Below are 12,520 nucleotides of genomic sequence, written 5' to 3'. Positions count from 1 at the left end.
CCGGAAGTTGCTGAGTTTAGACGGCTAGTTCCGCAAACTGCTTGAACGGACAGGTTCCGAGTCCGAACTGACCCTTTAGGATCATGTGCGCAACTTCAATCCCGTCAAGCGTTGCAGAAGCGGAGGCGAATGACTTGAAACCGAGCATTGGGCGGATCCGGCGTTTGATAAATCGGTGGTCTTGTTCAATGATGTTATTTTGGAGTTTCCGCCTCAGTATCTCGATTGGGATCGGACAACCAAAACCTTTCAACATCTTGTTGAAGGCTTTGATACCGGCCGTATTGGCGCCGCTTTTGTCGATCACTATCTTTCTTGGGAGCCCGTTTACCTCGAGCGCACGAGCGAAGAACTTTGTCGCCGCAGCTTTATTCTGCCGTTTGGACAGCAAGAAGTTAAGGGTTTTACCGTGTTTGTCGACCGCCCGGTATAGGTAGACCCATTCTCCTTTGACGCGCGCATAGGTTTCGTCCATTCGCCAGGACCGATCGCAGCAACGCTTCTGGCGACGTGCTCGGTCGGCGATCAGAGGTGCGTATTTGACGATCCAGCGGTTCAGCGTCGCCTGATCTACCTTGACGCCACGCTCGGCCAGAATTTCTTCCAGATCCCGGTAGGACACAGAATAACGAAGATAGAAATACACCGCGTGCAAAATCACGTCTTTCGGAAAATGCGCGCCTTTGAAAGAGATAGTCACGGATTTCCCCCTGTCATGTTCCAGCACGCGTTACCAGAACTGCGTTTGATCTGACAGTTGGCGACGGAGTTTGCGGCAGAACCCCCGAGTTGTGCCGACGTAGTGGTCAAGAAAGGGTCAGCCTACTACAATCTTGTCCGCACCGAATTTATCGAACGCTACCCGAATTCCAGTGCCGTGCCCGTCAGCCTGCATGACAGGTATCGGTATCTCAGCAACCAGAACCGCATTATGATCCAGAAAGCCGAAGCCCTTGGCTGGCGTGAAAGATTGGGAGATCATGTGATGAAAAAACTATTTGGATGCGCAAAATCTGTCTCCGGTGTTCTAGATGGAATAGGGCCATTTAGAAATCTCAGAACGACAAGATTCCCATCAAGACTTGAACGGCGCCTCCGCCGCATTCCGCAGCCGGGGAGGTAGTATCCTTTGGTGACATTAAATAAAAAGCACGTGTTGTGGGGAGCAGCTGTCTTTCTGACCGTCTTCGTTGTTTGGCTTTATTTAGCAAGTTACGCCGCACCCCAGCAGGAAATAGGGTTTAACTCCATTGTCATTTGCGCTCTACCTCCATTAGTTTTTTTAACTCTCAACAAAATATTGGGATGGAAAGCCGCTGTTATTACAACAATATTGACCCTGCCAGCACTTCTGGATTTCACTTGGCAGCAACCACTTAGAGGTTTCCTGCCAGGCAGTATTTCTGCATACTTGCTTGATCACTTGCCGTTTTCCTTGCTAACTTTCTTTTGGCTTCCCGGCTTCGCCGCAATTGTTACCGTGGCTTTCATTCACAGGAAAACCACTTAAAACGAGATCTCTCATAATCGAAAAGGCAATCCCCCCAGAACCAAGGAATCTCTAAAGAAATTTGGCTACTCAGAAAATGAAGTTTCTGGGTTGTCCTCAGAGACTCGTGTTGTGTAAGACCTTGGGATTTGGGGAGATGATCTCGACGACTTCTACGAAGTACTTTCGGAAACATACGTAACAAAAAACAAAACTGATGAAAAGTATTGCCCTAGCGAATTTTCTTGGATGAGGTAGCCTTTCCTTTGGCTGCCATTTGTCTCATACAAGAAAAACCTCGCATGTGAGCCTTTAAACCTGAGTGAACTTGACCGCATCATGAGCACAAAAGGGTGAAAAGCGTACGCCAGATCATGGATTTCGCCCTTTACCTGTTGCAATGGGCTTTGATCCTTCATGGTCTGTTACTCGTTCTTATTGCAGCCAACACATACGTGATACAACGCCGTTTTGTTCCGGCAGCATCGGATGCAATCGCGACGGGCGATACCTACTATGTTGTGCCCGCCTTCCAACATTTGATGGCGGGCGTCACAACCGGATTGATTGCCATGGGCCTTGGTGCAGCGCTGTTCTATCTTCGCCGGTTGTACCTCAGACGGTTTTATGGCTTTAAATCTTGAATCTGTTTGGATTGTGAAGGAAGCATGGTCTACGCATTGCTCCTGATTATTAACTCAGGTTAGGTTCTCGTATCCTGTGGTCGTACCAACGTCAGCTCGTTCTTGTTTTCGGTAATCTCAGACCACTGCATCCAATCTCAGCAATGTGAGCTCGTCTCAATTTCTCTGAGCCCAGTCGCGAGCAATCTGATCCCAAACCGATTTACAGTCTCAAATAATCTGGGCCAGAATCAGCGATAATCTCGCGCCCAACGATTTATAATCTCAAGCCACTACACTTATCTGTACCACCTAGGTCGGGTTCGAGAGGTTGGAGAACAGCCCAACGACTTTATGCTGGCCTTCCTTGCAGATCAGGTTGATGCCAGCGCCTCCGATGTCGCGGTCTATGATCGACGCTCGCAGACGCGACGCGAACATATCGCGCAAATCATGGTTCGGTTCGGCCAACAAGCTTTCACAAGATCTCTTGTGCTGGAGCTTGTTCATTGGCTGACACCATCTGCAGGAGAAGACCCGCGGCCAGCGCCCTTGGCAATCTCGCTGATCGAAGAACTGAGAAGGCGGCGTATCCTGGTTCCGGCGCGCCGCACCGTTGAACTGATTGTCAGGCACGCAATCCAGCGCGCGGAAAACGTCAGGATTTCCGCTCTGACCCGAGACCTGCATTCGGATCACCACGACGCCCTGCGTGCATTGATTGCTCCACCTGAATCGGGCGAGGTTTCGACGCTGAGTTGGTTGAAGGCGGCACCTAAATCAGCTTCCGCCAAATCCATCAAGGCTGTTCTGGATCGCCTGACGGTGGTCCGGGCGATCGGGTTGCCCGCCAGTTTGCGTAAGAATATCTCGATATTGGCACTCGACAATCTGGCCGGTGAAGGCTTGCGGACCACGGTGCAAAACCTAAGGCGTATGGCCTTGCCATGGTTGTGGGCGGTTTTGTCGGCCGCCTGCTTTCGGCCTGAAGAACAACTCACCGATCTTGCACTGGATATGTTCGATAAATTGTTGGGTCGAAGCTTTCGAAAGGCCGAACAACAAAGCTCTGACAAGGCGTCCCATCTCCTGATGGAAATCATCCGCCGTGATTGCCAACTTGTTTTGACCGAATTTAACAGGTTGGCCTGCCCAGCCTGTCAGGTGGTCAATTCGGCAGCATAGTCGTTCCAGAGGTCGAAGGCATCAGCTCAGGCGTGATGGTATGAGTTGGTGGAAAACGAAAACCCTTCAGGCGCGGTATTTTGCTCGGTATCTTCATGCGTGAGCGGTAACCAGTTCAGAACGCGCAAACAAGTTGGCAATGCCTAATATACTATAGTGGATTTTGCGATTCAAAATGATGAAGGGGTGCAAGCGCTGATTACCTTGCAGGGAATATCACCAGCGTTTCGGAAGCGGTGGGGCAATATACTCGAGAAGTAATATGCGTCACCCGGGTCTAGCACTCTGGACTGCCCATCTACCGTCACTTCAAGCCGACCTTCTATGACAACCGCGCATTCCTCGCCTTCATGCGACAGTTCTGCGCGACCCGAGTCAGCGCCGACATCATACTCTTCTATGAGCATCTGTAGTTTTCTGTCTCGGCGTTCGCCGGCGACAAGAAGATAGGAAACACCAGGGGATCCAAGATCGCACATGCTGCTGTGAGGAAAATAGAAGCTGTCTTCGTTCTGCAATTCGAAACTGAAGAAAAACCCCAGGTTGACGTCGACACCTGCGAGGATCTTCTTGAGCAGTGCCACCGAAGGCTGGGTTGATCCACTTTCGATTTGAGAAATCGTCCCGCTACCCACTCCCGCGCGTTTGGCCATCTCTCGCTGACTGAGACCTTTAGTTGTTCGAATCAGTTTTAGGCGACGAGCCGTTTCCAAATCCGATGCCAAAACCGTTACCTCAATGATTTCTCGCTTTTGATCGAAAGCATTTAGCATGCCGTCACTCTGTTTTTCAATAGCTTACAGATTTCAATAAATCCGGGTGTGCGGAGTGTCTGAACTTTGCAAGGATTTGGCACCAAATGAAAATCTGCTTCACGAGGAATGGACGTGCTCGATCAACCCAACACAATGTCATCGTTTTGGATGCCGTTTTCAGCCAATCGTGATTTCCTTCGCGAGCCCCGTATGATCCAGTCGGCCGAAGGGATGTATTATACCAGCTCTGATGGGCGCAAGGTCATGGATGGCACCGCCGGGCTGTGGTGCGTCAATGCAGGTCACCGTGATCCGCTGATCGTTGAAGCCGTGCATAAACAGGTGCACGAGTTGGATTACGCCCCGAACTTCCAGTTCTCCCACCCTCAGGCGTTTGAGTTGTCGGCAAAGCTGACAGCGATGATGCCTGAGGGAATGAACCACGCTTTCTTCACCAACTCCGGCTCTGAGTCTGTCGACACGGCGCTCAAGATTGCGCTGCATTACCATCGGATGCGCGGTGACGGGGCACGTACGCGTTTGATCGGGCGTGAGCGTGGTTACCACGGCACTGGCTTCGGCGGCATCTCAGTCGGCGGCATCGTGAAGAACCGGATGCACTTCGGGACGCTCCTCACTGGCGTCGATCATCTGCGCCACACGCATGACCCGGAGAAAAACGCATTCTCACGCGGGTGTCCGGAACATGGCGCGGAACTGGCAGACGATCTGGAACGACTGGTTGCGCTGCATGACGCGTCGACGATTGCAGCAGTAATCGTTGAGCCGATGGCCGGGTCCACCGGTGTGCTGTTGCCGCCGAAAGGATACCTGAAGCAGCTGCGCGAAATCTGCAACCGCCATGGCATCCTGTTGATTTTCGACGAGGTCATCACCGCGTTCGGTCGTTTGGGTGCGGCGACAGCATCGGAGTACTTCAATGTGACGCCGGACATCATCACAACCGCCAAAGGCCTGACCAACGGCGTTATTCCGATGGGTGCGGTCATCGTTTCCGATGCCATCTATGACTCGGCTATGGAAAACGCAGATGCGCCGATTGAGCTGTTCCATGGCTATACCTATTCCGCCAACCCTGTGTCCTGCGCTGCTGCGCTGGCTACGCTGGAGAGTTACAAGCAGAATGATTTGTTCCGCCGCGCTGCATTGCTATCGCAGCCCTGGGAGGATCAGCTTCACAGCCTCAAAGGTCTGCCGAACGTAGTCGATATCCGCAATCTGGGATTGGTGGGCGCGGTCGAGCTTGCACCACGAGAGGGCGCGCCTGGGGCACGGGGTTATGATGCAATGAAACGAGCCTGGGACGCCGGAATAATGATCCGTGTCACAGGTGACATCATCGCCTTGTCTCCACCTCTGATCATATCGGAACCCGAAATAACAAAACTTTGTCAAACACTTGGAGAGGTATTGGCTGACCTGCCATAACCCCTGACTTCTAACCCCAAAAAGGACTGACATCATGAAAGATGCATCCCCGATCGCTTTGATCGGCCACTACATTAATGGTCAAATCACTGCGCCATCCGGTGAGAATACTCAGCCGGTTTTCAATCCCGCAACCGGTGCGCAAACCGGCGAGGTGTCACTGGCGAACGTCCAGACTGTCGACGACGCAGTGGCCGCGGCCAAAGCCGCGTTCCCGAAGTGGTCAAACACACCGCCTATCCGCCGCGCCCGCCTGATGAACAATTTTCTGGCCCTGGTGCGCGAGCATAAGGACAATCTGGCCCGCGCCATCACTGTCGAACACGGCAAGGTGTTCACAGATGCGCAGGGTGAAGTTGAGCGCGGCATCGACATCATCGAGTTTGCCTGCGGTATCCCGCAACTCCTAAAGGGCGATTACACAGAGCAAGTCTCCACTGGCATGGACAACTGGACCACGCGTCAGGCGTTGGGTGTTGTCGCCGGGATCACTCCCTTCAACTTCCCGGTCATGGTGCCGATGTGGATGTTCCCGATCGCCATCGCCGCAGGCAATACCTTTATCCTGAAACCGTCTCCGACCGATCCGTCCGCATCCTTGCTCTACGCGGATCTGATGCAGAAGGCCGGTTTCCCGGACGGCGTGTTCAACGTCGTTCAAGGTGACAAGGTCGCCGTGGATGCGTTGCTGGAAAATGACGACGTCAAGGCCGTGTCCTTCGTCGGTTCGACACCGATTGCCAACTATATCTACGAGGTCGGTGCGCGTCACGGCAAGCGCGTTCAGGCGCTGGGTGGCGCAAAGAACCACATGCTGGTGATGCCGGACGCCGATATGAATAAGGCAGCCGACGCACTAATCGGCGCGGCCTATGGCTCGGCCGGAGAGCGCTGCATGGCGATCTCGGTTGCCCTGCTGGTTGGCGATGCCGCCGACAAGCTGATGCCGGTCCTGAAGGAACGTGCCGAAACCCTGAAGGTCAAAAACGGCCTCGAACTGGACGCCGAGATGGGCCCGATTGTCACTGCCGCCGCACGTGACCGCATCAAAGGGTACATCGACGCTGGCGTAGAAGAAGGTGCTGACCTGCTGGTCGACGGCCGCGACTACACCGTCGAAGGGCACGAAGAAGGCTATTTCCTTGGTGGAACTCTGTTCGACAACGTCACCCCCGACATGAAAATCTATAAGGAAGAGATTTTCGGCCCGGTTCTGTCCTGCGTCCGCGTCTCAAGCTTCGTCGAAGGCCTGCAACTGATCAACGACCACGAGTTCGGCAACGGCGTGTCGCTGTTCACCCGCGACGGCAATGTTGCACGTGAGTTTGGCAAGCAGGTTCAGGTCGGCATGGTCGGCGTCAACGTTCCGATCCCGGTTCCGATGGCCTGGCACGGTTTTGGCGGCTGGAAGAAAAGCTTGTTCGGCGACATGCATGCCTATGGCGAAGAGGGTGTTCGTTTCTACACCAAGCAGAAATCCATCATGCAGCGTTGGCCCGAAAGCATCTCGGAAGGTGCCGAGTTCGTCATGCCGACGGCGAAATGAACATCCGATCCAAGGAGTGAAACACATGTTCATTGGTGTTCCCAAGGAAATCAAGAACCACGAATATCGCGTCGGCCTGACCCCCGAAAGTGTCGCGGAACTGGTCTCGCACGGCCACAACGTCGTCGTAGAAACCAACGCCGGTGTTGGCATTGGCGCGGACGACGACGCCTATCGCGCCGCTGGTGCCGAGATTGCGGAAACTGCTGCCGACATCTTTGCCAATGCTGAGATGATCGTGAAGGTAAAGGAACCTCAGGCCGTGGAACGCGGCATGCTGCGCGAAGGCCAGATCCTTTACACCTATCTGCATCTGGCGCCTGATCCGGAGCAGACCAAGGATCTGATCAATTCGGGCGCGGTCTGCATCGCTTACGAGACCGTCACCGACGACAATGGCGGCTTGCCATTGCTGAAACCGATGAGCCAGGTTGCAGGCCGCATGTCGATCCAGGCCGGTGCCAGTGCGCTGGAAAAGGCCAAGGGTGGTCTGGGCGTATTGCTGGGCGGCGTGCCCGGTGTGAAGCCCGGCAAGGTCGTGGTTATCGGCGGTGGTGTCGTTGGCTTCAACGCGGCCCAAATGGCCGTCGGCCTGCACGCGGACGTGACCATTCTGGACCGCAACCCCGCCGTTCTTGAGAAGCTGGAGAACCATTTCGAGGCGTCGGCCAAAGTTGTCTATTCGACCAAAGCTGCACTGGAAGAAGAGGTCACCAACGCCGATCTGGTTGTGGGTGCGGTTCTGATCCCGGGCGCTGCTGCGCCCAAGCTGGTCTCGCGCGAGCTGATCTCGAAAATGAAACCCGGTGCGGTCGTCGTGGACGTGGCGATCGATCAGGGCGGCTGCTTTGAAACGTCCAAAGCCACCACTCACGAAGAGCCCACTTACGTTGTCGGCGATGTTGTTCATTACTGTGTCGCCAACATGCCGGGCGCAGTCGCCCGGACTTCGACCTACGCATTGAACAACGTAACGCTGCCGCACGCTCTGGCCATTGCCAACAATGGCTGGAAACAGGCGCTTGCGGATAATCGTCACCTGATGAACGGCCTGAACGTGGCCCATGGCAAGGTGACGTACAAGGCTGTGGCCGATGATCTCGGATACGAGTTCGTCGCCCCGGAACTTTGCTGATTTGAGGCAAAGAAAGGTCTTGCTGCACGTGGTGCAGCAGGAAACTCAATACCGAGGAGGAAACCTTAATGACTACGAAGATTAACCGCCGCGCCCTCGGCGCGATGGGCGGTGCCGTTTTGCTTGCTGCAACCACAATATCAACAGCTGCTACAGCAGATGACATGACACTGCGTTTTGCCGGCGTGTTCCCGATCGATCATCAGGGCACGAAGATGATGGAGCAAGTCGCAGCGGACGTCGCAGCTGCGGATGTCGGCCTGGCGATCGAAGTATTCCCGGCCAACCAGCTGGGCTCCGGTGAGGCGCTATTCGAAGACGTCGCACGCGGAAATATCGACCTGGCATCGGCGTTCATCTATGCCGATACCGATCCACGCCTGGAATTCCTGTCTATGCCGTTCCTGCTGGGCGGATGGGATGACATGGAAAAGACCCTGCTCAACATGGATTCCGAATTCAATACCATCTTGCAAGAGATCACCGACGAATACGGTGTTCGCGTGATGGCGCAGAACCCTGAAGGGTTCATCGGCATCGTCGCGTCGCAAGAGCCCGGGAACTGGAACACATTTGACGACAAGGGCATGAACATTCGTGTTTGGTCGTCCAGTGTCGTGAAGTCGATGGTCGAAGAGCTGGGTTACCAGGCGACGACCATGGCATGGGGCGACATCTTCCCGGCGCTTCAGGCCGGTATCGTCGATGGGGCGATCTGCTGCACCAAGACCGCGACCTACTCGATCTTCGCCAAGTCGGATGTTGGCACCCATTTTGTCGAGTACAACTCAATATCGGAACTGACAACTTTCTACGCGTCGCAGCGGACACTCGACAAGCTGAACGACGAACAGCGTGATGCGCTGCAGGCAGCAATGACCAAAGCGTCCAAAGACTTCTTTGCTTACAACCGTGAGAATGACGACGTTTTCGGTCAGAAACTGCTCGACAAAGGCTACACCATCCTGCGCCTGAACGATGAGGAGCAAGCTGCGATGGCGGCTCATGTTCAAGAGACAGTCTGGCCCGCGATGGCACAAAACGTCGGTCAGGACATCATCGACCGCCTGCTGGCAGCTAATCAGCAACAATAAAATTAAGGGAAAGGGCCAACACATCAGTTGGCCCTTTCTTGATCTTTAGCTCAACAAAGGGAGGGAGAAAGATGTCTAGTTCAGAAGCTGAGCGTCCTGTGATTGTCGAAAGCGCTGAAAAGAAGAGCTCGCAAAAAATCACTGACGAACTGCCGGTAGTTGTTGGATATCCGTTGAAAGCGGTGGCGTTTGTCATGAGGCAGATTGTCATGCTTTCCGGGTTCTTGATGGCGTTCACATTTGGGGCCGTTGTTGTCATCCGGTATGGATTTGGCGGCGATCTATTTGCCTACGAAGAATGGCTTCTGGGCATCAGTATCATAGGCTTTTTTGCAGGTGCCGTTCTGGCCTCAGCGCGCAATCTGCATATCAACGCGGATATTCTTGGCATCGTGATCCAAAATCCTCGACTGATCTGGTGGCGCGGATTCATCGTCCTCTCGATTGAGGTGCTGGTGATCTTGTTCCTTATGTATGCGTGTTATGTCTCTCTTCTTGATGATTTCTCGTTTCCGCGGCTACGCGCAACTCCCGTATTGCGAATACCGTTTGTCACTTGGCGGATTGGAATCATGATTGCCTTTGGCTTCATGGCAACGTTCACCGCTGCTTATCTGTACGTGCATATCCGCAAGGGGCTCGGTCTGCCCCTGAGATCAGAAATGCGTAAGGGAGAAGTCCAATGATCATTACCGGAAGTCTCCTTATTGTCTGCTTTATGCTGCTTCTGGGCGTCAGCGTGTATGTGGCATTCGGAGCTGTCTTGATATTCATCGCCCTTGTTGGAGATCAATCGATTACCGGTTATCTGCCGACCGGCTCTACAGGCATCCGTTCACTGGTACTTCTGGCCATCCCGCTCTTCATGATCGCTGGCGGCATCATGGAAAAAGGTAAGATCGCAGCTCCCCTTGTCTCGCTGGCGGAAATGTTTATCGGCCATGTCAAAGGTGGTCTGAGCGCCGCAGGGGTATTGGCCTGTGGGGTATTTGGCTCCATTTCCGGTAGTGCGAATGCGACGCTTACCTGCATTGGGGGCATCATGATGCCTCACCTGAAAAAGGCAAATTATCCGGGTGGACAATCGGCAGCGCTAATCGTAGCGGCAAGTCCGCTGGGTCTTTTGATCCCGCCAAGCTCCACGATGATCCTGTATGGCTGGGTCGCGCAGCAACACGTTCTGAAGTGCTTTCTATCTACGGTTCTACCGGCGCTCATCCTGATCACACTTCTGATTGTGGTCAATCAGTTCATGCTGCGGAAATACGACGAAATTAAGCTGACAGAGCGCCCCAAGCCATTCCTGCCAACGTTCGGAGTACAGACACGCCTGGCCGGCCCGGCACTGATGATGCCTCTTATCATTCTGGGTGGAATCTATGGCGGCATCATGACACCAACCGAAGCCGCTGGTATCGCCGTCGTCTACTCAATCCCGATTGCGATTTACTTCTACCGTGGTCTGACTTGGAAAACCCTTGTACTGACCATTCAGAACTCAGGCGTAACTATTGGCGTGGTCATGGTCATGATCTTCATGGTCCTGATCGTATCCGACAACTTGATCGCGCAAGGTGCCCCACAGTTGGCCAAAAATATGGTCTATTCTGTTTCGAATAACCCGATTGTGGTCTTGTTGATGATCAACATCGTTTTGATCCTGATCGGGATGTTAATGGATGATATTTCGGGCCTGCTTCTGGCGACACCAATCTTGCTGCCTATTGCACAGAGCACTGGCATGGATCCGATCCATTTTGCGGCTGTGATTGGCGTGAACCTGGGTATGGCAAACATTACACCGCCTACAGCGCCACTGCTCTATCTTGGCGCTCAGGTCTGTGATGAGCCGGTTTCGCGCATGCTGTGGCCGACTTTGATCTTCATTGTCTTTGCCTGGCTTCCCACGCTGATGCTGACAACCTTCGTACCAGAATTGGCTCTCTTCTTGCCGGACCTCCTGCTCAGCAGGTAGCCGCGGGAAAGTGCAAGACAAAATAAAATTGCGCGCACCCCAATCAAACGACTGGGGTGCCTGAGAGCTCTCTCAAAGATCAAGTGGGAGAGACAAGTTAGCAGCAGAAAACGGAAACCTGTAACTAGAGGTTTGAAATGTACAATAACATCTTAGTAGCGCTGTCTCTTGAGCATGGCATCAGTGATCACGCACTCTCGGCGGCACACGCTCTCGTATCCGAAGGTGGAAAAATCACTGCGGCGCATATTCACGAACCGCCGAACAGGCAGATAATGTACTATATGGACGAAGATATCGCCGAAAAATCTCTCCAAAAAGCGAAGGCGAGTTTAGCCGAACGTTTGAAGGGAGAAACCAGCGTTTCTTCAGTCTTGATCGAGAGCCAATCAGCTGGCCGAGCAATCACCGAGTATGCAAACAAACATGGCATCGATTGTATCGTCCTTGCTTCGCATAGACCCGGAATGAAGGAATTCTTCCTGGGCTCAACGGCAGCCCTCGTTGTTCGCCACGCTCAGTGTTCGGTGCATGTGCTCCGTCAATGAATTTTTCGGAAGTGGCTAGGTGTTTAATCCCAAGGTTTGATGGTGCCATCCATTCTACGGAATGGAAGGATACCCTATGGGACAGATACGTCGCGGATGCGCCACGACAACGCACGCCATCAGAGCAACAATACAGCGATCGCAAGCTTAGATCGCGGATACGAGCATTCGGACGTCGGGTGCGAGAACTGAGAAAGGCGAAAGGCCTTTCCCAGAAAGGCTTTGCCTATTTTGTGGAGTTAGACAGAACCTATATTGGTGGGATTGAGCGCGGGGAAGAAACCCCTGGGTAAAAACGATCATTCAGATCGCTAAGGGCTTGAATGTGAGAACGTGCCAGCTCTTTGAAGCTGAGTAGCTCAACTATCGCAAATGAAACTTAAACCGATAGCTGGTAGCAGCATTATTTAACAGAATTTGGCTGTGCAAACTCGCAAATTTCGAGATCCAAAACTGTTTAGAGCCAATGGGCAGCAATTTAGGATAATGAGACTCCCAAATATGGGTTGGGTTGGCTTCCCTTATTGTGCACCTTTGAAAGAGATCATGAACAGACTTTCGACTTGATTAATCCGATAGTCATTCACCTGCTGGCGAAGCGAGCGTCAATGGTCAAAACTTTGCAACATGTGTAGACGCCCAAAACGCAAGAGGTAATTTGGCCGGCAATTGCATTGGTTCGGGTACTGACATGTGTTCGGCCTGTTGCGCGGCCTTTGAA

The 12,520-nt window shown here is 53.3% G+C and carries 13 protein-coding genes; 11 read left to right on the top strand and 2 right to left on the bottom strand.

The genetic code is table 11. The features are described from left to right. Positions 1-16 precede the first annotated feature (16 nt). Positions 17-700 carry an IS6 family transposase gene (locus ACR0AO_RS23020; protein WP_480608857.1) on the bottom strand — a complete coding sequence of 228 codons (684 nt, stop codon included), beginning with the start codon at positions 698-700 and terminating at the stop codon, positions 17-19. A gap of 429 nt (positions 701-1,129) precedes the next feature. Between ACR0AO_RS23020 and ACR0AO_RS23015 the strand changes: the two genes are divergently transcribed. The 3 genes from ACR0AO_RS23015 (at position 1,130) to ACR0AO_RS23005 (ending at position 3,297) form a co-directional block, all read left to right on the top strand. Then, positions 1,130-1,510: a hypothetical protein gene (locus ACR0AO_RS23015; protein ID WP_480608854.1), complete on the top strand. Its 381-nt coding sequence runs from the start codon at positions 1,130-1,132 to the stop codon at positions 1,508-1,510. A 353-nt stretch (positions 1,511-1,863) separates the two neighbouring features. Continuing rightward, a complete protein-coding gene (locus tag ACR0AO_RS23010) occupies positions 1,864-2,133 on the top strand; it encodes a hypothetical protein (RefSeq protein ID WP_480608852.1) in 270 nt (89 codons plus the stop codon). A 333-nt stretch (positions 2,134-2,466) separates the two neighbouring features. Then, positions 2,467-3,297: a DUF4158 domain-containing protein gene (locus tag ACR0AO_RS23005; RefSeq protein ID WP_480608849.1), complete on the top strand. Its 831-nt coding sequence runs from the start codon at positions 2,467-2,469 to the stop codon at positions 3,295-3,297. Between the two features lie 170 nt (positions 3,298-3,467). On the opposite strand, the gene ACR0AO_RS23000 is transcribed toward ACR0AO_RS23005, so the two are convergent. Beyond that, on the bottom strand, positions 3,468-4,070 hold the full coding sequence (locus ACR0AO_RS23000) for a cupin domain-containing protein (RefSeq protein WP_480608846.1): 603 nt from the start codon (positions 4,068-4,070) through the stop codon (positions 3,468-3,470). 108 nt (positions 4,071-4,178) lie between these two features. On the opposite strand from ACR0AO_RS23000, the gene aptA reads away from it, so the two are divergent. The 8 genes from aptA (at position 4,179) to ACR0AO_RS22960 (ending at position 12,092) form a co-directional block, all read left to right on the top strand. After that, on the top strand, positions 4,179-5,501 hold the full coding sequence (aptA, locus tag ACR0AO_RS22995) for an omega-aminotransferase AptA (RefSeq protein ID WP_480608843.1): 1,323 nt from the start codon (positions 4,179-4,181) through the stop codon (positions 5,499-5,501). 34 nt (positions 5,502-5,535) lie between these two features. After that, positions 5,536-7,047 (top strand): CoA-acylating methylmalonate-semialdehyde dehydrogenase, encoded by a 1,512-nt coding sequence (locus ACR0AO_RS22990; protein ID WP_480608841.1) that lies wholly within the window; start codon positions 5,536-5,538, stop codon positions 7,045-7,047. A 25-nt stretch (positions 7,048-7,072) separates the two neighbouring features. After that, complete coding sequence (gene ald / locus ACR0AO_RS22985) at positions 7,073-8,182, top strand: alanine dehydrogenase (protein ID WP_480608840.1); 1,110 nt, start codon at positions 7,073-7,075, stop codon at positions 8,180-8,182. Positions 8,183-8,286: 104 nt separating this feature from the next. Continuing rightward, entirely contained in the window at positions 8,287-9,276 is a 990-nt protein-coding gene (gene dctP, locus ACR0AO_RS22980) for a TRAP transporter substrate-binding protein DctP (protein WP_480608910.1), read from the top strand. 71 nt (positions 9,277-9,347) lie between these two features. Beyond that, positions 9,348-9,962, top strand: a complete 615-nt coding sequence (locus ACR0AO_RS22975; RefSeq protein ID WP_480608837.1) for a TRAP transporter small permease — start codon at positions 9,348-9,350, stop codon at positions 9,960-9,962. Then, positions 9,959-11,251 carry a TRAP transporter large permease gene (locus tag ACR0AO_RS22970; protein WP_480608835.1) on the top strand — a complete coding sequence of 431 codons (1,293 nt, stop codon included), beginning with the start codon at positions 9,959-9,961 and terminating at the stop codon, positions 11,249-11,251. The genes ACR0AO_RS22975 and ACR0AO_RS22970 overlap by 4 nt, the downstream gene beginning before the upstream one ends. 137 nt (positions 11,252-11,388) lie before the next feature. After that, positions 11,389-11,799, top strand: coding sequence for a universal stress protein (locus tag ACR0AO_RS22965; protein WP_480608834.1), 411 nt, complete (start codon positions 11,389-11,391; stop codon positions 11,797-11,799). Beyond that, positions 11,796-12,092, top strand: a complete 297-nt coding sequence (locus ACR0AO_RS22960; protein ID WP_480608831.1) for a helix-turn-helix domain-containing protein — start codon at positions 11,796-11,798, stop codon at positions 12,090-12,092. Before ACR0AO_RS22965 ends, ACR0AO_RS22960 begins: the two co-directional genes overlap by 4 nt. Positions 12,093-12,520: the final 428 nt, after the last annotated feature.

The organism is Ruegeria sp. AF8 (assembly GCF_056541825.1).
The sequence above is the reverse complement of the archived record's forward strand: the minus strand, read 5'-3'. Positions and strand labels throughout refer to the sequence as shown.

What these genes read in the sequence shown, in the direction of transcription:
- ACR0AO_RS23010 (WP_480608852.1), top strand. Translation starts at nt 1,864, where the DNA reads ATGGATTTCGCCCTTTACCTGTTGCAATGGGCTTTGATCCTTCATGGT.
- ACR0AO_RS23005 (WP_480608849.1), top strand. Translation starts at nt 2,467, where the DNA reads ATGCTGGCCTTCCTTGCAGATCAGGTTGATGCCAGCGCCTCCGATGTC.
- ACR0AO_RS23000 (WP_480608846.1), bottom strand. Translation starts at nt 4,070, where the DNA reads ATGCTAAATGCTTTCGATCAAAAGCGAGAAATCATTGAGGTAACGGTT.
- aptA (WP_480608843.1), top strand. Translation starts at nt 4,179, where the DNA reads ATGGACGTGCTCGATCAACCCAACACAATGTCATCGTTTTGGATGCCG.
- ACR0AO_RS22990 (WP_480608841.1), top strand. Translation starts at nt 5,536, where the DNA reads ATGAAAGATGCATCCCCGATCGCTTTGATCGGCCACTACATTAATGGT.
- ald (WP_480608840.1), top strand. Translation starts at nt 7,073, where the DNA reads ATGTTCATTGGTGTTCCCAAGGAAATCAAGAACCACGAATATCGCGTC.
- dctP (WP_480608910.1), top strand. Translation starts at nt 8,287, where the DNA reads ATGGGCGGTGCCGTTTTGCTTGCTGCAACCACAATATCAACAGCTGCT.
- ACR0AO_RS22975 (WP_480608837.1), top strand. Translation starts at nt 9,348, where the DNA reads ATGTCTAGTTCAGAAGCTGAGCGTCCTGTGATTGTCGAAAGCGCTGAA.
- ACR0AO_RS22970 (WP_480608835.1), top strand. Translation starts at nt 9,959, where the DNA reads ATGATCATTACCGGAAGTCTCCTTATTGTCTGCTTTATGCTGCTTCTG.
- ACR0AO_RS22965 (WP_480608834.1), top strand. Translation starts at nt 11,389, where the DNA reads ATGTACAATAACATCTTAGTAGCGCTGTCTCTTGAGCATGGCATCAGT.
- ACR0AO_RS22960 (WP_480608831.1), top strand. Translation starts at nt 11,796, where the DNA reads ATGAATTTTTCGGAAGTGGCTAGGTGTTTAATCCCAAGGTTTGATGGT.